At 67.0% G+C, this 23,677-nt stretch carries 24 protein-coding genes; 15 read left to right on the top strand and 9 right to left on the bottom strand.

What is annotated here, in order from left to right; all coding sequences use genetic code 11:
* Nucleotides 1–213: 213 nt before the first annotated feature.
* The 4 genes from ACP7AG_RS12645 (at nt 214) to ACP7AG_RS12630 (ending at nt 3,068) form a co-directional block, all read left to right on the top strand.
* Nucleotides 214–357 (top strand): hypothetical protein, encoded by a 144-nt coding sequence (locus ACP7AG_RS12645; protein ID WP_426031182.1) that lies wholly within the window; start codon nt 214–216, stop codon nt 355–357.
* Nucleotides 358–429: 72 nt separating this feature from the next.
* A complete protein-coding gene (locus ACP7AG_RS12640; RefSeq protein WP_426031180.1) occupies nt 430–933 on the top strand; it encodes an EF-hand domain-containing protein in 504 nt (167 codons plus the stop codon).
* Between the two features lie 174 nt (nt 934–1,107).
* The gene (locus ACP7AG_RS12635; RefSeq protein ID WP_426013787.1) at nt 1,108–2,388 is read left to right on the top strand and encodes a NupC/NupG family nucleoside CNT transporter; all 1,281 of its coding nucleotides are present in this window, start codon (nt 1,108–1,110) and stop codon (nt 2,386–2,388) included.
* A gap of 62 nt (nt 2,389–2,450) precedes the next feature.
* Nucleotides 2,451–3,068: a glutathione S-transferase family protein gene (locus tag ACP7AG_RS12630; RefSeq protein WP_426031178.1), complete on the top strand. Its 618-nt coding sequence runs from the start codon at nt 2,451–2,453 to the stop codon at nt 3,066–3,068.
* 4 nt (nt 3,069–3,072) lie between these two features.
* Here ACP7AG_RS12630 and ACP7AG_RS12625 read toward each other — a convergent pair whose 3' ends face one another.
* Nucleotides 3,073–3,522 (bottom strand): PaaI family thioesterase, encoded by a 450-nt coding sequence (locus ACP7AG_RS12625; RefSeq protein ID WP_426031176.1) that lies wholly within the window; start codon nt 3,520–3,522, stop codon nt 3,073–3,075.
* A gap of 103 nt (nt 3,523–3,625) precedes the next feature.
* Here ACP7AG_RS12625 and ACP7AG_RS12620 point away from each other — a divergent pair, with 103 nt between their 5' ends.
* From ACP7AG_RS12620 to ACP7AG_RS12590, 7 genes are all read left to right on the top strand, one after another.
* Nucleotides 3,626–3,952 carry a DUF3253 domain-containing protein gene (locus ACP7AG_RS12620; RefSeq protein ID WP_426013389.1) on the top strand — a complete coding sequence of 109 codons (327 nt, stop codon included), beginning with the start codon at nt 3,626–3,628 and terminating at the stop codon, nt 3,950–3,952.
* A 72-nt stretch (nt 3,953–4,024) separates the two neighbouring features.
* On the top strand, nt 4,025–4,612 hold the full coding sequence (locus ACP7AG_RS12615) for a uracil-DNA glycosylase family protein (RefSeq protein WP_426031174.1): 588 nt from the start codon (nt 4,025–4,027) through the stop codon (nt 4,610–4,612).
* Nucleotides 4,609–5,646 carry an alpha/beta fold hydrolase gene (locus ACP7AG_RS12610; RefSeq protein WP_426031172.1) on the top strand — a complete coding sequence of 346 codons (1,038 nt, stop codon included), beginning with the start codon at nt 4,609–4,611 and terminating at the stop codon, nt 5,644–5,646. Before ACP7AG_RS12615 ends, ACP7AG_RS12610 begins: the two co-directional genes overlap by 4 nt.
* A gap of 73 nt (nt 5,647–5,719) precedes the next feature.
* Nucleotides 5,720–6,781, top strand: coding sequence for a Leu/Phe/Val dehydrogenase (locus ACP7AG_RS12605; RefSeq protein ID WP_426031170.1), 1,062 nt, complete (start codon nt 5,720–5,722; stop codon nt 6,779–6,781).
* A gap of 73 nt (nt 6,782–6,854) precedes the next feature.
* A complete protein-coding gene (locus ACP7AG_RS12600) occupies nt 6,855–8,198 on the top strand; it encodes a collagenase (RefSeq protein ID WP_426031168.1) in 1,344 nt (447 codons plus the stop codon).
* A 59-nt stretch (nt 8,199–8,257) separates the two neighbouring features.
* Nucleotides 8,258–8,596: a GIY-YIG nuclease family protein gene (locus tag ACP7AG_RS12595; RefSeq protein WP_426031166.1), complete on the top strand. Its 339-nt coding sequence runs from the start codon at nt 8,258–8,260 to the stop codon at nt 8,594–8,596.
* The gene (locus ACP7AG_RS12590; RefSeq protein ID WP_426031164.1) at nt 8,593–9,165 is read left to right on the top strand and encodes a DUF2239 family protein; all 573 of its coding nucleotides are present in this window, start codon (nt 8,593–8,595) and stop codon (nt 9,163–9,165) included. Before ACP7AG_RS12595 ends, ACP7AG_RS12590 begins: the two co-directional genes overlap by 4 nt.
* A 27-nt stretch (nt 9,166–9,192) precedes the next feature.
* Here ACP7AG_RS12590 and ACP7AG_RS12585 read toward each other — a convergent pair whose 3' ends face one another.
* The 4 genes from ACP7AG_RS12585 to ACP7AG_RS12570 form a co-directional block, all read right to left on the bottom strand.
* Nucleotides 9,193–9,591 (bottom strand): VOC family protein, encoded by a 399-nt coding sequence (locus ACP7AG_RS12585; RefSeq protein WP_426031162.1) that lies wholly within the window; start codon nt 9,589–9,591, stop codon nt 9,193–9,195.
* Between the two features lie 28 nt (nt 9,592–9,619).
* Nucleotides 9,620–10,453: a flagellin gene (locus ACP7AG_RS12580; protein ID WP_426013375.1), complete on the bottom strand. Its 834-nt coding sequence runs from the start codon at nt 10,451–10,453 to the stop codon at nt 9,620–9,622.
* A 112-nt stretch (nt 10,454–10,565) separates the two neighbouring features.
* Nucleotides 10,566–11,657: an alpha/beta hydrolase gene (locus tag ACP7AG_RS12575; protein WP_426013374.1), complete on the bottom strand. Its 1,092-nt coding sequence runs from the start codon at nt 11,655–11,657 to the stop codon at nt 10,566–10,568.
* 76 nt (nt 11,658–11,733) lie between these two features.
* Nucleotides 11,734–12,738, bottom strand: coding sequence for an SDR family oxidoreductase (locus ACP7AG_RS12570; RefSeq protein ID WP_426013373.1), 1,005 nt, complete (start codon nt 12,736–12,738; stop codon nt 11,734–11,736).
* Nucleotides 12,739–12,870: 132 nt separating this feature from the next.
* Between ACP7AG_RS12570 and ACP7AG_RS12565 the strand changes: the two genes are divergently transcribed.
* Nucleotides 12,871–14,247: an MATE family efflux transporter gene (locus tag ACP7AG_RS12565; protein ID WP_426013372.1), complete on the top strand. Its 1,377-nt coding sequence runs from the start codon at nt 12,871–12,873 to the stop codon at nt 14,245–14,247.
* Between the two features lie 47 nt (nt 14,248–14,294).
* Here ACP7AG_RS12565 and ACP7AG_RS12560 read toward each other — a convergent pair whose 3' ends face one another.
* Both ACP7AG_RS12560 and mdoH read right to left on the bottom strand, forming a co-directional pair.
* A complete protein-coding gene (locus ACP7AG_RS12560) occupies nt 14,295–15,212 on the bottom strand; it encodes a cobalamin biosynthesis protein CbiG (protein WP_426031160.1) in 918 nt (305 codons plus the stop codon).
* Between the two features lie 90 nt (nt 15,213–15,302).
* Entirely contained in the window at nt 15,303–17,309 is a 2,007-nt protein-coding gene (mdoH, locus tag ACP7AG_RS12555) for a glucans biosynthesis glucosyltransferase MdoH (protein ID WP_426031158.1), read from the bottom strand.
* A 288-nt stretch (nt 17,310–17,597) separates the two neighbouring features.
* Between mdoH and ACP7AG_RS12550 the strand changes: the two genes are divergently transcribed.
* Nucleotides 17,598–17,945, top strand: a complete 348-nt coding sequence (locus tag ACP7AG_RS12550; RefSeq protein WP_426031156.1) for a copper-binding protein — start codon at nt 17,598–17,600, stop codon at nt 17,943–17,945.
* 49 nt (nt 17,946–17,994) lie between these two features.
* Here the strand turns inward: ACP7AG_RS12550 and ACP7AG_RS12545 are convergent, their stop codons facing one another.
* Nucleotides 17,995–19,020 (bottom strand): NADP-dependent oxidoreductase, encoded by a 1,026-nt coding sequence (locus tag ACP7AG_RS12545; protein ID WP_426031154.1) that lies wholly within the window; start codon nt 19,018–19,020, stop codon nt 17,995–17,997.
* Nucleotides 19,021–19,136: 116 nt separating this feature from the next.
* Here ACP7AG_RS12545 and ACP7AG_RS12540 point away from each other — a divergent pair, with 116 nt between their 5' ends.
* Nucleotides 19,137–20,057, top strand: a complete 921-nt coding sequence (locus tag ACP7AG_RS12540; RefSeq protein ID WP_426031152.1) for a Gfo/Idh/MocA family protein — start codon at nt 19,137–19,139, stop codon at nt 20,055–20,057.
* Between the two features lie 8 nt (nt 20,058–20,065).
* Here the strand turns inward: ACP7AG_RS12540 and ACP7AG_RS12535 are convergent, their stop codons facing one another.
* Nucleotides 20,066–21,568: a GH39 family glycosyl hydrolase gene (locus ACP7AG_RS12535; protein ID WP_426031192.1), complete on the bottom strand. Its 1,503-nt coding sequence runs from the start codon at nt 21,566–21,568 to the stop codon at nt 20,066–20,068.
* A 347-nt stretch (nt 21,569–21,915) separates the two neighbouring features.
* Here ACP7AG_RS12535 and ilvD point away from each other — a divergent pair, with 347 nt between their 5' ends.
* On the top strand, nt 21,916–23,646 hold the full coding sequence (gene ilvD / locus ACP7AG_RS12530) for a dihydroxy-acid dehydratase (protein WP_426031150.1): 1,731 nt from the start codon (nt 21,916–21,918) through the stop codon (nt 23,644–23,646).
* Nucleotides 23,647–23,677 lie beyond the last annotated feature (31 nt).

Here is a 23,677-nt window from a genome sequence, read left to right as displayed (position 1 = left end):
CGCCGGTTTGCACGATTTGGCGGCCTCGCGCCGAAGCTGTCGATACGCGGCGCCGCGCCCCTTAGGCCGGTTGTCGCGTCGAGGGCGAGCTTTGTATCGGTGGCGTAACAAATTGAAAAACGGCATGTTTTTCGCATATCGAACGACCGCGTCGGCGAATCCGGCGCGGGCGTGCGGCGCAGGGGCCGGCGCTCTCATCGCAAGGAGAGCATGATGACCATCTCCACCGTGGGGTCTTCCTCGCTATTGCAGCAACTGCTGCAGGCCAGAGCGGCTGCGTCCTCCCAAACCGCCAATGACGACGACGCCTCCAGCCCGTTCCAGGCCACCGGACAGAACATGCCGACCCGCGGCTAGAACGGTTTGCCGCCGCCGATGCAGGGCTGGTCCTCGTCAAGTCAAGGTTTCAGCGCCGACACATCAGCGTCGTTGCTTTCAACCCAGCAGACCAGCCAGACCGACCGCGCCGCCTCGATGGCCGCCGACGCCGACGCCGACGGCGACGGCGACGGCACGGTCACCGCCGATGAACTGTCGATCGCCATGGCCGCCCACGCGCCCAAGGACCTGCCATCGGATGCGCCCAGCGCCACTGACATGGCGGCGAACATGCTCGCCGAGAGCGATTCGGATGGCGATGGCTCGCTTTCGCTCAGCGAGTTCCAGGCCATGAAGCCGCAGGGTGGCCCGCATGGCCCGCACGGTCCGCCGCCCAGCGACGACTCCAGCGCCAGCACACAGGCCTCGACCTCGACCTCGACCGACGCCGCCGACCTGAACGGCGACGGCGTGGTCTCGGCCAGCGAATTGGCCACGAGCCTGACCTCGTCCTTCGACAAGCTGGGCTCGGAGGTCTCCAGCGACGCGTCGGACCTGATGCAGAAACTGTTGGCCCAACTGACCAGCAACCTGAGCAGTTCGACCACCTCCTAAGCGACTTCGGTCGACATCGCCGCCTAAGGCCCCGCGCCCGAGGGGCGAGCAGAACGCTCGGCCCCTACGGTTCTCCGCGCATAGCGCTTGCGCCCCGTCGCTTAATCATAGTCATTTGGCCCCTTGGACGGCGTCGCGGGGGCGTCGCCGCATCAGTTAAGGTCCTCAGTCTTGATCTTCCTTCCCGAGAACGTCCAAGCCCTGGCGGGCGTGGCGCTGATCCTCGGCCTTTGCTGGCTCGTCTCCGAGAACCGCAAGCGCTTCCCGTTCGTGCTGGCTGTCTGCGCCATCGCCATCCAGCTGATCCTGGTCTTCGTACTGTTCAAATTGCCCGCGACCCGCAACGCGCTGCAGGGCGTCAATGGCGCCGTCGAGGGGCTGGCTTCGTCGACCCAGGCCGGCACCAACTTCGTGTTCGGCTATCTGTCGGGCACGACGCCGCCCTATGCCGAGACCAATCCCGGCGCTGGCTTCCTGTTCGCCTTCCGCGTGATGCCGGTGATTCTGGTGGTCTGCGCCCTGTCGGCGCTGCTGTGGCACTGGGGCATTCTGAAGCTGATGGCCAAGGGCCTGGGCTTTCTGTTTCAGAAAACACTGGGCCTGCGCGGCCCGCCGGCCCTGGCCACCGCCGCCACCATCTTCATGGGCCAGATCGAAGGACCCATCTTCATCCGCGCCTATCTGGAGCGTTTGACCCGCTCGGAGCTGTTCATGCTGATCGCGGTCGGCATGGCCTGCGTCTCGGGCTCGACCATGGTGGCCTACGCCACCATCCTGCACGACGTCTTGCCCAACGCCGCCGCCCACGTGTTGGCCGCCTCGCTGATCTCGGCCCCGGCCGGGGTGCTCCTGGCCCGGATCATGGTGCCCGGCGATCCCAGCGAGAAGTCCGAAGACCTGGACCTGGCCGAGGAAGACAAGACCTATGGCAGCTCGATCGACGCGGTGATGAAGGGCACCACCGACGGGCTGCAGATCGCGCTGAACGTTGGCGCCACCCTGATCGTCTTCATCGCCCTGGCCACCATGGTCGACAAGATCCTGTTCGCCCTACCCATGGTGGGGGGCGAGCATCTGAGCATCGCCCGGGTGCTGGGCGTGGTCTTCGCGCCCCTGGCCTGGTCGATGGGCATCCCCTGGAAGGAAGCCGGCAGCGCCGGCGGCCTGCTGGGCGTCAAGCTGATCCTCACTGAGTTTACGGCCTTCATCCAGCTGGCCAAGACCGGGCCGGAACTGCTGGATCCCCGCACGCGGATCATCATGACCTACGCCCTGTGCGGCTTCGCCAACATCGGCTCTGTCGGCATGAACGTCGCCGGCTTCTCGGTGCTGGTGCCAGAGCGTCGACAAGAGGTGCTGGGCCTGGTCTGGAAGGCGATGATGGCCGGCTTCCTGGCCACCTGCCTGACCGGTTCGCTGATCGGCCTGATGCCGCGGGCCTGGTTCGGGTTGTAAGGGCCTTTCCTTCCTAGGCGGAACTAAAGCATCCTCCCGGTCAAAAGCCGGGAGGATTTCTTTTGAAGCTCTATGACAGCCGCCGCGCCCCCAATCCTCGCCGCGTTCGCTGGTTCATGGCCGAGAAGGCCATCGAGGACATCGAGATCGTCGATGTCGATATCTTCGGCGGTCAGCACCGCCAGCCGGAGTACCTGGCCAGGGCCGGACTGCCCAACGTGCCGGCCCTCGAGATGGACAACGGCCAGACGATCACCGAGTCGGTGGCCATCTGCCGCTATCTGGAAAGCGTCTATCCAGAGCCCAATCTGTTCGGCGAGGAAGCCTGCGAGGTCGCCGTCATCGAGATGTGGTCGCGGCGCGCAGAGATGCTGGTCGCCACGCCGTTGATGATGTCCGTGCGCCATGCCCATCCGGCCCTTGCGGCGATCGAGACCCAGGTTCCCGAACTGGCCGCCAACGGCCGCGCCACAGCCGAGAAGGGCCTGAAGATGCTCAACCGTCGCTTGGCGGAGAGCGAATTCATCGCCGGCGATCGGGTGACCATGGCCGACATCCTAGCCGCCACCGGCATCGACTTCGCGCGGATGGTGCGTTTCCAGCCCGATCCAGAGCTGATCAATCTGAACCGCTGGCTGGCGGCGATGATGGCGCGGCCTGCGGCCAAGTCGGGGGTGTAGAGGCTCAGCGCGGCCTGATCTTCTTGATCACGCCCGAGAAGTTCAGCATCGGCGAACCGCCCGTCGAAATCAGCCCGCGCACGAACAGCAGCGAACCGCCAGCCTTGGTGACCTCGCCTATCGATTCCACCAGGTCGCCGGTCCGCGCCGGGCCGAGGAACTCGCCGTTCAGGCTGACCGTGACGGCCCGCACGTCCTTCAGATGCGCCCAGGATATCGAGAACAGCGAATAGTCGGCGAAGGTCATCATGCAGCCACCGTGCATGAATCCGCCGCCGTTCATGTGGCGAGCCTCGGCGCGGAAGGCGCTGCGGACCACGCCGTTCTCTTCCCTGAAGTAGAAGGGCCCGGTCTGGTCCTCGAAGGCGTCCATGCCGGCCCAGGTGCGCCAGCCGGCCCATTCGCCGTCGGTCACTGGCTTGGGTCCGTCCCAGATTTCGTTGCCGCCGTCCATTGACCGTGCCCCTTGCGTTGTCTTTGAGGACCTAAGGCCGGCCTGGGCCGGAGGCAAGCGGCCACGCTCGCGCTGCTGACAGATTCGTGGCATCCCTCCGCCCATGAGCGATCCGATCCCACCATCCTCCCCGATCCAAGACACCATCCTGTCGCAACTGGCCGCCGTGGCGGCGGGCAAGTCGATAGACCCGATGTCGGTCGCCAAGACCGTCGAGCCCGTGCGCTGGCAGCGCCTACTGGGCCATGTCCGCACCAACGCCATCGAACTGGCCCGCGAGGGCAGGATCGTCATCCTGCGCCACAACAAGCCGGTGAACCCGGAGAAGTTTCGCGGCGTCTATCGCCTGCGGATGCGGATGGAAGGCGATCCCACCAGCTTCGAGGATGTCGTGGACGACGGTGCGATCGACGGCGGCGGCGAGGAATAGGACCCACGCGCCACACGCCCTCGGTCGTCCAGTCGCGCTTGTGCGATGGCGCGGCGCGCCTAACTCCCGTCCATGCCACTAGACGCCCTTCTCGCTGACATCGCCGCCTGCCGGGCCTGCGCGCCGTATCTTCCGCACGCCCCGCGACCCGTCGTGCGGGTCGCCCAGGGCACGCGACTGCTGATCTGCGGCCAGGCTCCGGGGAGGCTGGTGCACGAGACGGGGTTGCCGTTCAACGACCCCTCCGGAAACCGCCTGCGCGACTGGATGGGGATCGACCGCGAGACCTTCTATGGCCGGCCAGAGATCGGCGTCGCGGCCATGGCTTTCTGCTTTCCAGGGACCAGTCCTAAGGGCGGCGACTACCCGCCTCCGGCCCGCTGCGCGGCGTTGTGGCGACCTCAACTGCTGGCGGAGCTGCCCCAGGTCGAGCTGACCCTGCTGGTCGGGAGCCATGCTCAAGCCTGGGCGCTGGGCTCTCGAATGAGGGGAAGCATGACCGATACCGTCGGCGCCTGGCGCGACTATCTCGACGACGGCTTGTTGCCCCTGCCGCATCCGTCGTGGCGCAACAGCGCCTGGCTGAAGCGCAATCCGTGGTTCGACGCCGAGGTGGCGCCCTATCTTCGCCGTCGCGTGGCGGGCATTCTGGCGTCATGAACCGTCGGAACCTGCTCCTCAACGCGGCCTGTGTCGCGGGCCTGGCCGCCTGCGCCCCCATCACGCAACGCGCCGGCCCAGGCTCGTTGGGCTTTCGGGGCCCGCGCCTGTTGGCCGACGGCATGGTCAGCTTCGATGGTCAGACCCTAGGCCTGCAACGCTGGCTGCCGCCGGAAGGGACGCCTGTTAGACAGGTGATCGTCGCCCTCCACGGCATGAACGACTATTCCAACGCCTTCCACCTGGCCGGCCCGTTCTGGGCGGCGCAGGGGATCGCGACCTATGCCCTGGACATTAGGGGCTTTGGCCGCTCGCCCGACCGCGGGGTCTGGGCGCCGATCGCGCTCTCCGTCGAGGATGTGCGCACCGCCGTGGCCCTGGTCCGCGAGGCCCATCCTGAGGCCAAGGTCGCCTTGGCCGGCGTCAGCATGGGCGGCGGGCTCGCCATCGCGGCCATGGTGTCGGATCGGCCGCCCGCCGCCGACCGCCTCCTGCTGTTCGCCCCCGCCGTCTGGGGCTGGTCGGCCCAGCCTCTGCCCTACAAGACCAGCCTGTGGATCACCGCCCACACCACGCGCGGCTGGGTGGTTAAGCCGCCCGAATGGCTGGTCAAGCGCGTTCAGCCCACCGACAATATCGACGAACTGCGCCGGATGAGCCGCGATCCGCTGATGATCTGGGGCGCGCGGTCGGACACCCTCTACGGCCTGGTCGGACTTATGGAGAAGGCTTGGTCGTCGCTCGGCAAGGTGCAGGTCCCGGTCGCCTATTTCTACGGGGCCAAGGACCAGATCATTCCCAAGGAGCCGACCATGGAAGCGGCTCGACGGCTGAAGCCCGACGACCGCTCGGCCTATTACGCCGAAGGCTGGCACCTGCTGTTGGTCGACAAGCAGGCCGAGGTGGTCTGGCGTGACGCCGCCTCCTTCCTGAAGGACCCGCTGGCCGACCTGCCGTCCGGCGCCCCGCCGATCCCCGGCGCGCCGACCGCGCCCAATGTTGTGCGGACGCAGGCTGCGTCCTCGGGCGGCTAGGGCAGGGGTTGTTCCCCCTCGCCCTAAAGCGTACACGCTGCACAAACTTTCTGACTAGGGCAGGACTGACGGCATGACCTTGTTCGATTCCCCGGATTTCGAGGGACACGAAGGCGTTCACGCGTTCTTTGACGAAAAATCCGGCCTCAAGTCGATCATCGCCATCCACTCCACCGCCCGCGGCCCCGCCGCCGGCGGCTGCCGCATGTGGGATTACAGCAGCAGCGAGGCCGCAGTGACCGACGCCCTGCGCCTGTCGCGCGGCATGTCCTACAAGAACGCCATGGCCGACCTGCAGTTTGGCGGCGGCAAGGCCGTGATCATCGGCGACGCCTGCAGCCAGAAAACCCCCGAACTGTTCGAAGCCTTCGGTCGGGCCGTCGACAGCCTGGCCGGCCGCTATTGGACCGCGGAGGACGTCGGCGTCTCGCCCGCCGACCTGGTCAACACCCGCCGGACCACGCGCTATGTCGCCGGCCTCGAAGGCCACACGGGCGCCTCGGGCGATCCGTCCCCGGTCACCGCCGAGGGCGTGTTCCGTGGCGTTCGCCTCTGCGTCCAGCGCGCCCTGGGCCGCGATCTCAAGGGCGTGAGGATCGCCATCCAAGGCGTCGGCCATGTCGGCGCCTATCTGGCCGAAAAGCTTCACGCTGCGGGGGCTCAACTGATCATCGCCGACGTCAATCAACAGGCTTTGGAGCAGGTCGCCGCCGCGACCGGCGCCCAGATCGTGCCGACCGACGCCATTTTCGACGTCGACGCCGACGTCTTCGCCCCCTGCGCCCTGGGCGGCGCGATCTCGACCACCACCTTGCCGCGCTTGAAGGTCAAGGTGATCGCTGGCGGCGCCAACAACCAACTGGCCGACGCCACCATCGGCCAGGCGGTGTTCGAGCGCGGCATTCTCTACGCGCCTGACTACGTCATCAACGGCGGCGGCATCATCAATGTGGCCGGCGAAATCCGTGCCTTGGAAGCCGGCGTTGCGTTCGACCCACAGTGGGTCGCGACCAAGCTGGACCGCCTGGCCCAGACCCTGGGCGAGGTGCTCGACCACTCCCTGGTCGACAATCGCCCCGCCAATCTGGTGGCCGACGAGATCGCCCGCGCCCGGATCGCTTCTGCGCGGGGCTGACCTTTCCAACGCGGCGAAATTGCGAGAGGCGGCGTCGGACCTTGAGCGTTATCACCGCCTGCTGGCGGGCGTAATGCATATGGACAGCCAGGCGACTGTGGCCCGTCTCGACATCTATCTTGTGTCTGACCATTCGGATCTCGAGAAGGTCTTGCCTGGCCTGGATCGCCACGTGGTGGGATTCTACAAGGCCGGCCCTGGCGGACGGTTCGCGTTAGCCACGTGGGACGCCCGCGACCGCGACCAGGCGCGCCATGTCCTGCAGCACGAATATGCTCATCACTTCATGCAGCAGTATTTCACCTATCCCTACCCGACCTGGTTCACAGAGGGTTTCGCCGAGTATTTCGCCACCGCCACGGCCCAGGGCGAAACCATCCAGCTCGGCGCCGCCGCGCCCATGCGCGTGGCGTCACTCGAAAACCGGCCATGGATCACTCTGGACACTCTCCTGGCGCCCAAATCCGGGCAAGCCGCCGGTGAGATGGTCTATGCACAGGGCTGGCTGTTGACCCACTATCTGCTGCGCGATCCGGTCCGCGCCGAACAACTGCAAACCTATTTCAGCGCCCTGCGCGGGGGCCAGGCCGAGCCGGAGGCCTTCGCGGCCGCCTTCAAGACCGACAAGCCCACGCTGCAGCGGCAACTTACCAGCTACGCCCGCTCGGGCATGACTTACACCATAATCCCCATCAAGCCGCTCGCCCCCGCTGACATGACGGTGACCGCGCTGTCGCCGGCCGCCAAGGATCTGCTGCTGCCGTCGCTGCGCCTGATGCAGGGGCGACATGGCGAGACCGACGATCAGGCGGCGGCGATCCTGGCCACGATCACCAAGAGCGCCGCCAAATATCCCGGCGATCCCCTGGCGATCCGCACCCAGGCTCACGCCGAGCAGGTGTTCGGTGACCCTTCGACCGCCGTGGCCACGCTGAAAGGCGCGGACATCGTGAAGGACGATCCCTATAGCCAGTATTTGCTGGGGGTTTCCTATCTCTCCGTCGCGCGTCGCGATCCGGCCCAGAAGGCCGGCGCGACCGCTGAAGCCAAGAAAGCCTTCGCCCGTGCGGTCAAGCTCGATCCCAGCTTCTACCCCGCCCTCTATCGCTACGCCCGCACGCTGCCGCCCGAGAGCGAGACCGTAATCGACGTCTTGGTCCAGGCCCATCTGCTGGCCCCCCAGGTCGAGCAAATCCGCATCGACGCTGTACTCGCCCTGCTGCGAAAGGGCGAGTACGACACCGCCGGCGCGCTGATCGTGCCGCTGGCCCGCTCGCCGCACATGAACCTGAATGTCGCGGCCGCCCAGGTCCTCGCCGAGAGCGCCACCGCGCACAAGGCGCCGCCCAATGATCAAGTTCTCGTCAAGGAAGCCTACGGTCGGATGGAAAAAGCGACGAGCGATAATGGCAAATAAAATCCGGGTAATATTGACTCTCTAAATTATCCGGGTAAAATGCGGTCATGGAAACGAACATGACCGACCGACGGGCGCTGCTGCGCGACTACAGGGACCGCCAAGTACAGGCCGGAATCTACGCCGTCCGTTGCCTGGTGACAGGCGAGGCATGGATCGGCGGCACGGCCGATCTCGCCACCCGCCAGAGCGGCGTCTGGTTCAGTCTGAGGATGGGCGGCCATTCCAGCGCCAGCCTGCAGGCGGCGTGGAAAACGCACGGCGAGGCGGCCTTCGGTTTCGACGTGCTGGAGGTGCTCGACGACGAGGGCCTGGAACGGCTGGGCCGGGCCTCGTTGCTGGTCGAGCGCCGCGAGCATTGGCGCGTCAAGCTGGGCGCCGAGGGGTTGCGGCGATGAGTGGCGCGCCCAACCCCTATGTCGTCTTCGAGGGCGAGCGGCGGCTCGCGGCGGGCTCAAAGCTGGAAGTGGCCGTCGCCGCCCAAGGCCGGTTGGAGGACGCGTCGGCGGAGCCACTGCTGATCTTCGATCCGGAGGGCCGGCAAGTCGATTTCGACCTGCGTGGCGGTCCTTCGGATATCGCTCGGCGACTGGGCGAAGAGACGCCGGAGGCCGCGCCGCGCGGTCGGGGCCGCCCGAAGCTCGGCGTCACCGCCCGCGAGGTGACCCTGCTGCCGCGCCATTGGGAATGGTTGGCCGCGCAGCCGGGCGGCGCCTCGGTGGCGCTGCGCAAGCTGGTCGAGGCCGCCCGTCGCGACACGGAGGGACCCACCCGTCGCCGCGCCGCGCGTGAAGCCACCTATCGTTTCGCCTCGGTCATGGCCGGCGACCGTGCGGGCTTCGAGGGCGCCTCTCGAGCGCTGTTCGCGGGCGACGCGCGGGCCTTCTTCGATCTGGCGGCCGCGTGGCCGACGGACATCGTCGAGCACCTTCGGGTCCTGGCGGCGGAGGCGTTCGAGGCGGCTTAACACGCCCATTGGCCTACAGGCCCGCCGTCACTCAGCCTTGGTCTTGGGTTGCAGCAGGTCCCAGCGGTTGCCATAGACGTCCTCGAACACCGCGACGCTGCCATAGGCCTCATGACGCGGCTCCTCCAGGAAACGCACGCCCGCCGCGGTCAGCCGGGCATGGTCGCCGGCGAAGTCGTCGGTGTGCAGGAAAAGCCAGACCCGTCCGCCGCCCTGGCCGCCAACCATCGCCGCTTGAACCGCGTCGGCCGCCTTGGCCAGCAGGAAGCGCGAACCGCCAAGCCCCGGCGAGACCACGACCCAGCGCTTGCCGCCGCCCATGTCGCTGTCCTCGACCAGGCTGAAACCCAGCTTGCCGACATAGAAGGCCAAGGCCTCGTCATAGTCACGGACGAGCAGGGACAGCAGGGCGAGATGGCGGGCCATGGGAACTCATTGGGTGACGTCCCTGATCTTAGCGCCCAAACAGCGTCAGCAAATACGACGTGCCCGAATTGGCTATGCTCAGCGACTTGTAAGCCAACTGCTGCTTGATCTGCAGGGCCTGAAGCTTGGTGGCCTCCTTGGCCATGTCGGCGTCGACCAGCCGGCCGATCGAGGCGTCGAGCGTGTCCTGCAGCTTGTCGATGAAAGTCATGTGGGTCTGCAGCGCATAGGCGCCCGTGCCGATGTGCGAGAGGGCCGAGGTGACGTTCTCGATTGCCCCGCCCATCGCCTTGATCTCGGCGGTGCTGATCGGCGCGCCCAGCAGGTCGGCGCGCATGCCCGACAGGGCCGAGCCTGTGGTTGACAGGTCCACGTGATCGACATCGACGGTGTCGGAGGCCTGGGCGTTGGCGAGGGCCCGGATCTGGCCGTTCGAGCCTGAGGAGATCAGGTTGACGCCGTTGAAGTCGGCATTGCCGACCGTGCGATCGATCTGACGCTTCAGCGACACGTAGTCGTCGTTCAAGGCCTTGCGGCTGGTGGTGGAGAGGCTGGTGTCCGAAGCCGCCAGCATCTTTTCCTTCATCTGGCCGAGCAAGTCGGTGACGGTGTCGCCGGCCGCGAGGGCGACGTCGGTGATCGATTGGCCCCGTTGCAGCGAGGCGCGCACAGCGTCCAGCGAATGGGATTCCGCGCGCTGGTTCTGGGCGATCGCCCAGACGGCGGGATTGTCCTTGGGGGAGGAAATCGCCCGGCCGGTGGCGATGTGGCGCAAGGTGTCGGACAGGTCGCGGTTGGTCGCAGCCAGCGACTGCAGGGCGATCATCGCGCCGATATTGGTGTTGACGCTATTCAGCGACATCGAAAATTCCGACGGCGCGTTTTGCGCCTGGTTGGCAACCTAAACTGGCGACCTTAGCGGCCCGTTACGGAGCAAGGTAAAGGGCCTCCCCCGGAGAGGGAGGCCCTTAAGGCTACTGACCGAAAGCGGTCTTCAGCTTGCCGGCCGCGAAGTCCTCGGCGTCCTTGGCGTCGGCGACGACCGCGCCCATGCCGAAGAACTCGTGGGTCACGCCGGCATATTCCTTGAGGTCGGTGGCGACACCGGCGGCCTTCAGCTTGTCGGCCAGATTGACGCCGTCGTCGTGCAGCGGGTCGATCTCGGCCAGGATGATCGTGGTCGGCGGCAGGTTCTTCAGGTCGGCGCCCACCAGGTTCACCCGCGGGTCGGTGGCCTGGGCAGGGTTGCCGAGGGTGTGGGTGAAGAACCAGGCCAGCATCGGGGTGTTCAGCGGCTTGGCGGCGGCGTTGGCCACCTTGGAACGGGTGGCCATGTTGCTGTCGGCCACCGGATAGACGGCGATGACCGCCTTGGGCGCCATCCAACCCCTGTCCCGCGCGGCGATGGCGACATTGACGGCCATGTTGCCGCCTGCGCTTTCGCCGACCACGGCCACCTTGGTCGGATCGCCGCCCCACTTCGCGGCATTGGCCAGCAGCCAAGGATAGGCGGCGTTCGCGTCGTCGTGAGCGGCCGGGAACTTGGCTTCCGGCGCGTGGCGATACTCGATCGAGACGACGATGGCGTTGGCCGCCTTGGCCAGGGCGCGCGGCCCGCCGTCATAGACGTCGATATCGGCGATTACCCAGCCGCCGCCGTGGATGTAGAGCACGACGGGCAGGGGACCAGTCGCGCCGGCTGGCGTATAGACCCGCGCCTTCTGGGCGCCGCTGGCCCCAGGATAGGTTATATCCTTTGTTGTCACCGTGGTGTCGGCCCTAAGGCCCTTCTCGGCCATCAGCGCCTTGACCGCGTCGGTCGGGGTTGGCTGCTTGCGGGCCTCTTCGGGTGACAAGGTCTCGATGGGCTTGCCGCCCAGCGAGCCCAGCTTGTCGAGCACGGCCTGCATGTCGGCGTCGGCCTTGCCGGCTTCGGTGGTCTGGGTCGCGGCCGCCGGCGTGTCGCCGGTGGTCTTGGGCGCGCCGGTCTTCGGCGAGCAGGCGGCGGCGGTGAGCGCCAGCACAGAAACCGCGCCAAGCGCGATCAGCGGATGTTTCTTGGTCATGGACATTTCCTGGCTGGCGAAGGCCGCCAGACTTTTTTCTGATTTCGCAACGGGTTAACGCCGCCAGCGGTTCCGCCTAGCCTCCCGTGTAGCCGCCGATGATCGGCAGCACTTCACCGGTGATGTAGCTGGAGGTCTGGGGGGAGGCCAGGAACACGTAGGCGGGCGCGATCTCCTCCGGTTGGGCCGGGCGTTTCATGGGCGTCTTGCCGCCAAACTGCGCCACGTCGGGACCCAGCTTGTCGGCCGGGTTCAGCGGGGTCCAGACAGGACCGGGGGCCACGGCGTTGACCCGAATGCCCTTGTCGATCAGGTGGGTGGCCAGCGAGCGGGTGAAGGCGTGGATGCCGCCCTTGGTCATCGAATAGTCCAACAGGTCCTTGTTACCGAGCAAGCCGGTAACCGAGCCGGTGTTGACGATGGCACCACCCGGCGGGATCACTTTCACCGCCGCCTGGGCCATGTGGAAATAGCCATAGAGGTTGGTCTTCAGCGTGCGGTCGAAGTGTTCTTCGGTCAGGTCCTCGAAGTCGAGCACGTGCTCCTGGAAGGCGGCGTTGTTGACCAAAATGTCCAACTTGCCCAACTCCGCGACCGTGCGCGCGACGGCGGCCTTGGCATAGGCGGGGTCGGCGACATCGCCGGGCACCAGGATGGCGCGGCGGCCTTCCTGTTCAACGGCCATGCGGGTCAGCTCGGCGTCCTCGTCTTCGTCGAGATAGCCGATGGCGACGTCGGCCCCTTCGCGGGCGAACAGCACCGCCACGGCCCGGCCAATGCCGCTGTCGGCGCCGGTGATCAGGGCCACCTTGCCCTCTAGCTTGCCCGAGCCCTTGTAGAAGGGCGCGTCGTACATCGGCGCCGGATCGAGCGCGGCCTCGAGGCCGGGCTTCAGCTGGTGCTGTTCGGGGAAGGGCGGCGCGGGATAGGGACGAGCGCCGGCTTGCATGGCGGGCTTCGCGTCCTCGTTCTCCTTGAACGACCGCTTCTCCTTCGCGTCCAGCGGGGCCTGGATGTCGCGTTCGGCCTGCGACGTGCGGTGGGCGGCGGATTCAAATTCCGGGGTTTCGACGTCTGACATCGCGCGCTCCTGAAGGCTAAAATGTCGGAACAGGCGAGCGGTAGCGGATGTTCCAAGCCTCAGCATGGGAAGCGGGGTTGCCCAAAGCGGAGCCATCGGTCATTTTCCCGGCCCTCTTTGAAAGGCCTTTCCATGCCGCCGCTCGCGGCCGCGTCGGCTCCCGACCCGGGGAAGCCGCACGGCGTCATCGTCTCCGACCTGATTGAACTGCTCCGCCTGGCGGGGCCGGTGGTGCTGTCGCGCCTGGGGATCATGGTCATGGGCCTGACCGACGCCATCGTGGTGGGGCACTATTCGGCGACGCAGCTTGGCTTCCACGCCATGGCCTGGGCGCCGACCTCGGTGTTCGTCACCGTCACGGTCGGGCTGCTGGTCGGGGTGCAGGTGATGGGCTCGCGGGCCATCGGAGCCGGCAAGCCGCATGAGGCGGGAGCGGTGCTGCGGCGGGGGCTCTCCTACGCCCTGTGGTTGGGCCTGGCTGGCACCTTGCTGCTGGCGGTGCTGGGACCGCCGCTGCTGCACCGCGCGGGCCTGGACAAGGCCCTGGCCGACGGCGCGACCGTGCCGCTGATCGTGTTTTCGCTGTCACTGACCCCCTATGCGCTGAGCGTCGCCCTGAGCTTTTGGTTGGAGGGCCTGGCGCGGCCGGGGGCGGTGACCATCGCCATGTGGATCGCCAACCTGATCAACCTGGCGGTCAATCTGGTTTTGGTGCCGGGAACCTTTGGCTTGCCCGCCTTGGGCGCGACAGGCGCGGCCTGGTCCACCTTCGTGGCGCGGGTGGCCCTGACGGTGATGCTGGTCGTGATCATCCTGCGCCGCAAGGACGCCCGCGACCTGGGCGTGTTCGACAAGCCGGCCCGCGACCGGCCGGCCGAGATCGAGCAACGGCGGGTTGGCTATGGCGCGGGCACGTCGAACTTCTTCGAGGTCTCGGCCTTCGCCGGCATGAGCCTGGTGGCTGGCTGGCTGGGCGGCTATTCGGTGGCCGCCTGGGCTGTGGTGCTGAACGTGGTGGCGGTGATCTTCATGGTCCCGCTGGGCCTGTCGACCGCCACGGCGGTGCAGGTGGGCCGGGCCTATGGCGCGCGCGACCTGCCAGGCATGAGCCGAGCCGGCTGGATCGCCTTTGGCGTCACGGCGGTGTTCGCCCTCCTGGTGTCGGGACTGCTGTATCCGCTGCGCCATCTCGTGGCGGCGGCCTATACGACCGACCCGGCGGCCCTGGCTCTGATCGGGCCAGCGCTGGCGCTCAGCTGCCTGTTCCTGCTGCCCGACGCCGTTCAGGTGGTTTGCGCCCAAGCCCTGAGGGCGCGCGGCGAGGTGTGGATTCCCACCGCCACCCACATGGTGGCCTATGCCCTGATCATGGGCCCCTTGGCCTGGTGGCTGGCCCTGCCGATGAAGCTGGGGGTCAACGGCATCGTCTGGTCGGTGATCATCACCAGCTTCATCGCGGCGGGGCTGCTGCTGGGGCGGTATAGGATGCTGGACGTGCGGGATCGGTGATGCAATGGGGACAGGCGCATGCGTCTGTCCCCATCAGGGCGTGCTGACTAGATGGCCGCCCCCAGGATCCAGCCTTCCTGCGTCTCGGCGTCGACCACCACGTCCTCCGGCGCGCCCTTGCTCGGCCCGAACAGCGCGGCCAGCTTGCCCGCCTCGTCCAGCTTGGCGAAGTGCTCGGCCAGAGCGCGCACCTGGGCGGCGTCCTTGACCTCGCCGGCGGCAGGCACGGCCTTGATCAGCGAGGGATAGACCTCGGCGATCACCACCGACACGCCCTCGAGGTCGGCCTCGGTCAGAGCCTTGAAGCCCGTTTCGAACGGCCAGACCCGCGCCGCGTCGCCGCGAGCATCCCGAAGACGGCGCGCCGCCGGAATGCCCATGATCGCCTGGCCGCCTACCGAGCCGTTGTAGTAGAGCTTCCAGATCGAATGGGCGCCCCCCCCTTTTGTAGGTTGGGCCGCCACATCCGCGTGGCGGAACTCCGGCAGGTCGTCCGGGCCATGCTCGCGGGTCTTCTTCGGCTGCAGCGTGGTCAGGGTGTCCTTAGGCGGCACGCCCCAGAACGGGAAGGGACCGCCGGTCAGCCGGCGGTTTAGCTCCGAGCCGACGCCAAAGCGGTTGTTGGTGTTGTCGGTCTTGTCCTTGACCATCTTGGCCAGTTGGTCCCAGACCGCGCGCCAGGGTTGCTCGCCCTTCAGGGCCAGGGCCTGGGAGAAGCCGCGCGGGAAGCCCAGCGGGAAGTCGAAACCCACCAGAGCGCGCTCGCCCCGCTTCTTCAGGTCGTCGAGGATCGCCGCCAGCTTGGTCTCGGCTTCGAGACGCGTAGGCGGGTTGAAGGTCTCGAAGGTCAGGCGGAAGCGCACGTCGCGCTTGACCACGCCGATCCACACGGAGTCCGCCCCCGTGGTCGGCTTGGCCGCCGCGCTCCAGTCGACGATCACATAGGCGCTGAAGAGGCGCGACACGGCGGAAGCTCCGTTAGGATTGAACGAAGCGCGCTTCTACTCCGGTCGGGGAGGCGGAGCCAGACGCTTAGCGCGCCTGGCTGTAAGATGTCAGGCGGCGTTCTGTTCCGCCGGGTGCTCGGCGACCAAGACGGGATGCTGCTGGCGGCTGAACCAGGCGGCCGGCGGCTCGCAGGCGGGGCCCAAGGCCGCGCGGACGATGGCTGGCGGCCGACGCTCTTCCGGGGTCATGAACAGGCCGTTGGCCTTGACGGCCAGGCCGGCGATCTTGTGTGCGCCCAGCATGGTCAGCGGCACGGCTAAAACCAGGCCGGCCAGGATCGGGGCGGTGGCGGTCAGCAGGTCCGGCGTGAACCAGAACATCACCGACAGGGCCAGGCCCGTGAGGCTGATCCAGCCCATGGCCGCGAAGGCTTCCTTGCCGGTGACCTTGTCGGCGTCGCGGCGCTGGGTGGCCCAGCCGCCGACCTTGCCGGCCAGGATCTCGACCAAGGCGCGGGTCTGGGTGAACATCAGCATCGGGGCGACCAAGGCCGAGAGCAGCATCTCGACGGCGAGGCCGGCCAGGATCCGGCGGCGGCCGCCGAAGCCCTTGATCTCGTGCTTGCGCGAAAAGACCAGGATCGAGCCCAGGATCTTGGGGCCAAACAGCAGGACGAAGGTGATGATCATCGCCCAGGCGGTGGCCTGGATCTCGCGCCAGTCAATCAGGGCGTGGGCTGCGGCCTGCAGGTCGGCCAGGGTGAAGGCGGCCTTCTTCAACTCCGGCATCAGCATGCGCGAGATGATCCCGGCTGACAGGGCTACGAACCAAAGGGGCGACAGCACATAGCTGAGCACGCCGATCACCAGGTGCAGGCGGCTCATCCAGTGCAGGCCGGGCAGGCCGATCAACGGCACGTGCTGCACATTGCCCCGGCACCACCGGCGATCGCGCGTGGCGAAATCCAGCAAATTGGAGGGGCTCTCTTCATACGAGCCACCCAGATAAGGCGCCAGATGCACGCCCCAGCCGCCGCGGCGCAGCAGGGCGCTTTCCAGGGCGTCGTGGCTCATCACCTCGCCGCCGAACGGCTTGGGGCCGTCCAGGCTGGGCAGGCCGCAGGTCTCGGCGAAGGCGCGGGTGCGGACGATGGCGTTGTGGCCCCAGAAGGAGCTTTCCGAACCCGACCACCAGGCCAGGCCCGTCCAGGCGACGCGGCCGTAGAGGCGCGTGGCGAACTGCAGGGTACGGGCGAAGATCGTCTGGCCGTTGATGATCATTGGCATGGTTTGGATCAGGCCAATGCGCGGGTGACGCTCCATGGCGTCGGCCAGGCGGACCATGGCCTCGCCGGTCATCAGGCTGTCGGCGTCGAGGATCAGCATGTGCTCGTAGTCGCCGCCCCAGCGGGCGACCCAGTCGGCGACATTGCCAGCCTTGCGGCCCGTGTTCTGGGTGCGCTTGCGATAGAACACGTGGCTATTGGCCTCGCGGCGGAAGCGGGCGAAGCAGGCTTGTTCGGCCAAGGCCACGGCCGCGTCGCGGGTGTCGCTGAGGATGAAGATGTCGAAGGCGCGGCTATTGCCGGTTTCGGCCAGCGAGGCGTCCATGGCGCGCAGGCGGGCGAACACCTCGGCGGCGTCCTCGTTGTGCACAGGCATCAGGATGGCGGTGCGAGCCTTGGGCCTGGGCATGGGCGAGGATGCGCTGTCGTCGATGCCCAGCGGATCCTTGGGCTCGCCCAGCAGCACCACAAAGCCAACAACGGCCGTGCAGAACCACAGGGCCAGAGCCAGGAACAGCGGGGCCAACAGGGTGATGCAGACGGCTTCCAGGTGCGTCACGCCGCCTAGGGCGATGGTGTCGAACGTGGCCTTCCAGCCGGCGAAGCCCATCACGGCGGTGCCGATGAACACGCCCCAGCGGCGTAGGTGAAGGTCGCCCTTGGCCGTGTTGGAAGGCTTGGCGCCGCCCTGCCAGAAGGCAAGCGGTTGCACCGGCATGGCCAGGGGTGCGTCGGTGGGAATCTCGACCCGCTCGCTGGCGGACATCACCGTTTCGTAGGCGACGCTGCGCGACGAAGTCAGATCGAAGAAGGCGCCGCGTTCGCTCATGGTCTGTCGTCTCGGGCTGTCCGGAGATAAGCCGGGCCTCTCCGAAGAAGCGTGGCGATGGGCGCGAGGTCGGCTTCACCGGACGCACCGCCTCCGCTAGGAATTGGGCGCGTTCTGCTGCTACTTTGCGTTCATCGACAACCGGCGTGGAGAGCCACCAGTCTCCCTAGAGTAAAACTTCGATCACGAATTCGCTACCACAATCGCCGCGCTTTTCGCACTTGCGGCAAAAAACATCAAAGCGCGATCGTCCAACAGGCTGTCGCCAGTAACTTGTCACGAGACTATATGATAAAAATCAATGCCTTGAAGATCGTTTTTCTCAGCGGTTTGCTCACCGCCTGCTGCCCGGGGGCACCGCCAAAGGCGCCCGAAAAGGTCGCAGCGGCGCCGAAAGCGACTGTTCCAAACGGCCCGGAGTACGACTCAACGGGTGTGATCGCGGCGATCGAAGGCCAGACTCTCACGCTCGATCACGACGGCGCGAGCGCGGTTAAGCTCTCCGCCGGGCGCGCGTCGTTCACAGGGTATGCGGACATTTTGGCCGAGGCGCCAATGACGCCTGGCGCGCGGGTGGGCTTCAAGTTCCGCAAGGTGGGCGACGGTTACGCCCTGACGGAGCTCAGGGGACGGTAGGTGTAGTGGGGACAGGCGCATGCGCCTGTCCCCAAAACGGAGCAGGCCGCTAGCCCAGCTTGACCAGCATCTTCCCCAGATTCTCGCCCTTGAAGAGCTTGATGAACGCGTCGGGCGCGCGCTCTACGCCCTCTTCGATCGTCTCGTTCCACTTCAACTGACCCGAGCCGATCCAGCCGGCGATGTCGGCGATGAATTGCGGCGCGAGGTCGTAGTGGTTGGAGACGATGAAACCTTCCAGCCTAAGGCTCTTGCCGACCGCCTGGATGATGTTGCTTGGGCCGGTCAGGGCGCCGGTCTCGTTATATTGCGAGATCATCCCGCAGAGGGCGAAGCGGGCGAACGGCCGCGCCGAGTTGATGGCCGCCTCAAGGTGAACGCCGCCGACATTCTCGAAATAGACGTCAATGCCCTTGGGCGCGACCCGCGCCAGTTCGGCCACTACGTCGGGCGTGGCCTTGTAATCGATGACCTCGTCGACGCCGATGCTCTTGAGGAACGCCACCTTCTCGGGCCCGCCAGCTGACCCGATCACCGTGTGGCCCTTCAACTTGGCGATCTGGCAGACGACCTGCCCCACCGCCCCGGCGGCGGCCGAGACGAAGACGATGTCACCATCCTTGAGGGCCGCGATGCGCAAGAGCCCGGCATAGGCGGTCAGGCCCGGCATTCCGGCCACGCCCAGGAAGGTCTGGGGCGGCAGGCCATGGGTGTCGATCTTGGTCACCGCGCCCATGCCGCCGGCCGCTAGCGCCTTGGGCGAGACGTTGAACACCTCGCGCCAGCCAAACATGGTGCTGACGATGTCGCCCACCTTGAAGTCCGAATCATTGGAGGCCGTGACCTCGCCGATCGCCCCGCCCTGCAGGGCCTCGCCCAGCTCGAATGGCGGCACATAGCTTTTGCGGTCGGTCATCCGGCCGCGCATGTAGGGATCAACCGACATCCACAGGTTCTTCACCTGGATTTCGCCATCGCCCGGCGCGCCGACCTCGACCGTGGCCAGTTCGAAGTCGGTGGTGACTGGGACACCCACCGGGCGGCTCTTCAGACGGATTTCGCGCGACGTGACCATGGTCGTTCCTCCAGACCTCGTGATCGAGGTGCGTTGCTTAAACGAACGTTTAACCCGGTCTGGTCCGCGCCTCCAGTCCTTCCCGCGACAAAGCGAACGGTCTAGACAGCAAACCCATGACCCAAGATATCCTCAAGGCTGGCGTTGTCGGCGCGGGCGTGTTCGGCGGCTACCACGCCAAGAAGTACTTCGAGCTCGACGGAGTCGAACTCAAGGCGGTGTTCGACATCGACCTCGCGCGGGCTCAGGCCCTGGCCGAGCCCCTGGGCGCGGAAGCCTTCGATGACATGGCCGCCTTCCTGGCGACGGTTGATGTGGTCACCGTCGCGACCCCGGCCGTACACCATGCCCCGGCCGTGCTGGCGGCGCTGAAGGCGGGAAAGCCGGTCTATTCCGAAAAGCCCCTGGCCGTGACGCCGCAGGACGCCGACGCTCTGGTCGCCGAGGCCGCCAAGCGACAGCTGCCGCTGGCCTGCGGTCATCAGGAACGGGTTGTGTTCCAGGCCATGGGCCTGCTGGACATTCCCGAGCAGCCGCTGCGCCTGGAAGCCGTGCGTCGTGGCACGCCGTCGGACCGCAATCTCGACGTCTCGGTGGTGCTCGACCTGATGATCCACGACATCGACCTGGCCCTGGCGATCTGCGAAGGCGAGCCGATTGCCGTGGAAGGCGAGGGGGCCACCACCCGCTCGACCTCGCTCGACTGGGTCAAGGCCGAGGCCACCTTCGACAACGGCTTCACCGCCGTGTTCGACAGCTCGCGCGTCGCGGAGGCCCGCGAGCGGACCATGAAGGTCGTCTACCCCTCCGGCGAGGTCGAGATCGACTTTCTGGCCCGCACCTTCCGCAACACCACGCCGTTCCCGCTGATCGAGGACTTCACCGAGACCCCGGCCGGCAAGGACCCCCTGGGCCAGAGCGTGGCGGGGTTCCTGAAGGCGGTGCGCGGGGAGGCGCCGCGTCCGGTGGTCACCGGCGAGGAAGCGGCCCGGGCGCTGGACCTGGGCCTGGCGGTGGAGCAGGCGGCGGGGGGCTAACGGCGCGGTTAGCGTGGCGCCACCTTCACCAGCACCACGTCATTGGCCCGCATGGTCACCGCCACCCTCGCCGCGCCCGACTTGCCGACGGTCAGCGCTCGGGTCTCGGGCTTGTCCACCGTCAGCGCCTGCAGGTCGCTAACCTGCGACCCGCTCAGCGTCTTGGGCGAGCCCAGCTCCAGATAGGCCGTGTAGGCGTCGTTGGCCTTGAAGCCGGTGCGGAAGATCTGGACGTCATAGCGGCCCGGCTTCAGGCCCTCGAGGTCAAGGCTGACCGGCTCAATGTCATGAGTGGGCTGCACCTTGGTGTAGTAGGGCCGGTTGCTCTTTTCCTGCACCGGCTGACGGAAGGCCCAGACCAGGGCCTGGACGCCGCCCTTGTCGCCCGTGACATAACTCTCGGCGTCTGCGACCTTGATCGCCTTGTCGCCCAACTGGTTCAGATACTTGTAAGCGAACCAGGCCGGCTTGCGGATGCCCTGCGGGTTCATCAGGCCAAAGCCGCCCTGGAACGGCGCGGTCGGTGGGCCCGGCTCTTCGAACAGGTCGCTATAGGTCCAGTAGCTCATGCCCTGCAGCAAGCCCTCGCTGGCCTTCAGCTTGCTGAGGATATAGGGCGCGCTGACATAGGAATCGTGGACCGGATCGCGCGGCGTGTAGCTGGTGCTCCATTCGGTGAAATAGAGCGGCATGCCGGGCCTGGACGAGGCCTCGATCTCCTGGCGCACTCGCCGCACATCGCCGACGATGGCGTCGGGCGACGGCGATAGCTTGGTGTCGCTCTCGCCCTTCTCGTCCAGGAACCCGCCGTCGACGCCGTAGGTGTGGGTGGTGATGAAGTCGACCGGCGCGCCCGAGGCCTTGGTGTGGGCGATGAATTCCGGCGTCCAGGCCGCGCCCGCCGTCGAGGGCCCCCCGACCTTCAACTGCGGATCGACGGCTTTCAGGGTGCGCGCCGTCAGGTCATAGAGCTCGAAATAGGCCTTCTGGTCGGCGCCTTCCCAGAAGCCGGCCAGGTTGGGCTCGTTCCAGACCTCAAAGTACCACGACCGCACCTCGGCCTGGCCGTAGCGCGCCTCGACGTGGCGGGCGAAGGCGTCCACCAGCCCGGCCCAGGCCTTGGGTTCGGGGTGGGACGAGTTGCCCTTCCAGTAGAAGATCGTCTGTTCCGAGGTCTTCATGGCGTCGGGCGTAAAGCCCAGCTCGACGAACGGCTTGATCCCGATCTTCAGCAGGGCGTCGTAGAGCGCGTCGACCTTGGTCCAGTCATAGACCGGCTTGCCGTCAACGACGCGGTAGGTCCCCAGCACGTCATGGAAGATGGCGTGGAAGCGGATGTAGCGGAAGCCAAGCTCGTCCTTGGCGGTCTTGAGCTGGGCCAGGCTGTCGTCGCGCAGCAAGGTGCCCGGATAGTCCGAGCCGACCGACAAGTCGTAGAAGCGGTCGCGCGGGGTGGTCGGGGCCTGGGCGTCGATGGCGATGTGGCGGACGGCGCTCGGCTCGGCGGCCATCGCGGCCGTCGCTGCCAGCAGTGAGGCCAGGGCCGAGGCGGCGGCGGTCGCGAACCGTGTGTTCCGGACGATCTTCATCACTGGTCAAACTCCGTCTGTTTCCGCCCGGGCCGTCTAAGCGATCTCTGTCGCTCTCTGGCTGATGAGAGCGGTACCATCATTTGTCACACAATGCCTAGAGGGCGCGGCTGCGAAGGGTTTGATCGTGCGTCGAGGGCTGCGACGCCGCTGACCCGTCGCAACGAAATATGCGTGCGGCGCCGGTTTCACGGTAAAAACCAAGCGCGAACCCTTCCGTCGCGCTTGCGCCTGAGCTAACCACACCGCTCTGTTCGAAGGGCATAAGCATGACCAAGAAACCCGACGGGACCTGGGACAAGTCGCAACTCCCCAGCCGGCACGTGACCGAGGGACCGGCCCGCGCGCCGCACCGTTCCTATTACTACGCCATGGGTCTTGGCACCCGCGAGATCGCCCAACCGTTCGTCGGCGTGGCCTCGTGCTGGAACGAGGCCGCGCCGTGCAACACCGCCCTGATGCGCCAGGCCAACGCCGTCGCCAAGGGCGTCAAGGCGGCCGGCGGTACGCCGCGCGAGTTCTGCACCATCACCGTCACCGATGGCATCGCCATGGGCCATGAGGGCATGCGCTCATCTCTGGTCAGCCGCGACGTGATCGCCGACTCGGTCGAGCTGACCATGCGCGGCCACGGCTATGACGCCCTGGTCGGCGTCGCCGGCTGCGACAAGAGCCTGCCAGGCATGATGATGGCCATGCTACGCCTCAACGTGCCGTCGGTGTTCCTGTACGGCGGCTCGATCCTGCCCGGCCGCTTCCAGGGCCGCGACATCACCGTGATGGACGTGTTCGAGGGCGTCGGAGCCTTCGCCGCCGGCAAGATGTCCGCCGAGACCCTGTGCGAGCTGGAGCAGCACGCCTGTCCGTCGGACGGCGCCTGCGGCGGCCAGTTCACCGCCAACACCATGGCCTGTGTGTCGGAAGCCATCGGCCTGGCCCTGCCGCTGTCGTCGGCCCTGCCGGCCCCCTATCTCGACCGCGACCAATATGCCGTGGCCTCGGGCGAGGCGGTCATGCGGCTGATCGAGCAAAACATCCGCCCCCGCGACATCTGCACCCGCAAGGCCTTCGAGAACGCCGCCGTCGTCGTCGCCGCCACCGGCGGCTCCACCAACGGCGCCCTGCACCTGCCGGCCATGGCCCACGAGTGCGGCATCGAGTTCACCCTGAAGGACGTGGCCGAGATCGCCGCCCGCACGCCCTACATCGCCGACCTCAAGCCCGGCGGCCGCTATGTGGCCAAGGACATGGGCGAGGCGGGCGGCGTGCCGATGCTGCTGCGCACCCTGCTCGACGCCGGCCTGCTGCATGGCGACTGCATGACCGTCACCGGCAAGACCCTGGCCGAAAACCTGGCCGACGTGGTTTGGCGCGAAGACCAGGACGTCATCCGCCCGGTCTCCAACCCGCTGTCGCCGACCGGCGGCGTCGTGGGCCTGTGGGGGTCGCTGGCTCCGGATGGCGGCATCGTCAAGGTGGCGGGTCTCAAGCACCAGGTGCATCGCGGCCCGGCCCGGGTATTCGACGGCGAGGCGGCCTGTTTCGAGGCGGTGTCGAACCGCGACTACAAGGAAGGCGACGTCCTGGTCATCCGCTACGAAGGACCGCGCGGCGGGCCGGGCATGCGCGAGATGCTGTCGACCACCGCCGCCATCTATGGCCAGGGCGTGGAGAATATCGCCCTGATCACCGACGGCCGCTTCTCAGGCGCCACGCGCGGCCTTTGCATCGGCCATGTGGGTCCTGAAGCCGCGCTTGGCGGTCCGATCGCCCTGGTCAAGGACGGCGACATCATCAGCATCGACGCCACCAAGGGCACGATCGAGCTGGAGGTGGATCCGATCGAGCTGGAGAACCGCCGCCGTCACTGGGAACCGCGCAAGCACAACTACAACAGCGGCGCGATCTGGAAGTTCGCCCAGCTGGTGGGGCCGGCCTATCTCGGCGCGGTCACCCACCCAGGCGCGGCGGAAGAGACGCATATCTACGCGGATCTGTAGGAAACGCGGCGGTGGGGTGAGGGACACACAC

It is taken from the genome of Caulobacter sp. DWP3-1-3b2 (assembly GCF_049896325.1).
Lineage (GTDB): Bacteria > Pseudomonadota > Alphaproteobacteria > Caulobacterales > Caulobacteraceae > Caulobacter.
This window is presented reverse-complemented; position numbering and strand designations above follow the sequence as displayed.

Excerpts from the sequence above, each read along its gene's own strand:
- ACP7AG_RS12570 (WP_426013373.1), bottom strand. The coding sequence starts at position 12,738 with ATGTCAGACGTCGAAACCCCGGAATTTGAATCCGCCGCCCACCGCACG.
- ACP7AG_RS12580 (WP_426013375.1), bottom strand. The coding sequence starts at position 10,453 with ATGTCGCTGAATAGCGTCAACACCAATATCGGCGCGATGATCGCCCTG.
- ACP7AG_RS12620 (WP_426013389.1), top strand. The coding sequence starts at position 3,626 with ATGAGCGATCCGATCCCACCATCCTCCCCGATCCAAGACACCATCCTG.
- ACP7AG_RS12605 (WP_426031170.1), top strand. The coding sequence starts at position 5,720 with ATGACCTTGTTCGATTCCCCGGATTTCGAGGGACACGAAGGCGTTCAC.
- ACP7AG_RS12540 (WP_426031152.1), top strand. The coding sequence starts at position 19,137 with ATGACCCAAGATATCCTCAAGGCTGGCGTTGTCGGCGCGGGCGTGTTC.
- ACP7AG_RS12585 (WP_426031162.1), bottom strand. The coding sequence starts at position 9,591 with ATGGCCCGCCATCTCGCCCTGCTGTCCCTGCTCGTCCGTGACTATGAC.
- ACP7AG_RS12615 (WP_426031174.1), top strand. The coding sequence starts at position 4,025 with ATGCCACTAGACGCCCTTCTCGCTGACATCGCCGCCTGCCGGGCCTGC.
- ACP7AG_RS12550 (WP_426031156.1), top strand. The coding sequence starts at position 17,598 with ATGATAAAAATCAATGCCTTGAAGATCGTTTTTCTCAGCGGTTTGCTC.
- ACP7AG_RS12645 (WP_426031182.1), top strand. The coding sequence starts at position 214 with ATGACCATCTCCACCGTGGGGTCTTCCTCGCTATTGCAGCAACTGCTG.
- ACP7AG_RS12535 (WP_426031192.1), bottom strand. The coding sequence starts at position 21,568 with ATGGCCGCCGAGCCGAGCGCCGTCCGCCACATCGCCATCGACGCCCAG.
- ACP7AG_RS12610 (WP_426031172.1), top strand. The coding sequence starts at position 4,609 with ATGAACCGTCGGAACCTGCTCCTCAACGCGGCCTGTGTCGCGGGCCTG.
- ACP7AG_RS12625 (WP_426031176.1), bottom strand. The coding sequence starts at position 3,522 with ATGGACGGCGGCAACGAAATCTGGGACGGACCCAAGCCAGTGACCGAC.
- ACP7AG_RS12565 (WP_426013372.1), top strand. The coding sequence starts at position 12,871 with ATGCCGCCGCTCGCGGCCGCGTCGGCTCCCGACCCGGGGAAGCCGCAC.
- ACP7AG_RS12600 (WP_426031168.1), top strand. The coding sequence starts at position 6,855 with ATGCATATGGACAGCCAGGCGACTGTGGCCCGTCTCGACATCTATCTT.
- ACP7AG_RS12590 (WP_426031164.1), top strand. The coding sequence starts at position 8,593 with ATGAGTGGCGCGCCCAACCCCTATGTCGTCTTCGAGGGCGAGCGGCGG.
- mdoH (WP_426031158.1), bottom strand. The coding sequence starts at position 17,309 with ATGAGCGAACGCGGCGCCTTCTTCGATCTGACTTCGTCGCGCAGCGTC.
- ACP7AG_RS12545 (WP_426031154.1), bottom strand. The coding sequence starts at position 19,020 with ATGGTCACGTCGCGCGAAATCCGTCTGAAGAGCCGCCCGGTGGGTGTC.
- ilvD (WP_426031150.1), top strand. The coding sequence starts at position 21,916 with ATGACCAAGAAACCCGACGGGACCTGGGACAAGTCGCAACTCCCCAGC.
- ACP7AG_RS12595 (WP_426031166.1), top strand. The coding sequence starts at position 8,258 with ATGACCGACCGACGGGCGCTGCTGCGCGACTACAGGGACCGCCAAGTA.
- ACP7AG_RS12575 (WP_426013374.1), bottom strand. The coding sequence starts at position 11,657 with ATGACCAAGAAACATCCGCTGATCGCGCTTGGCGCGGTTTCTGTGCTG.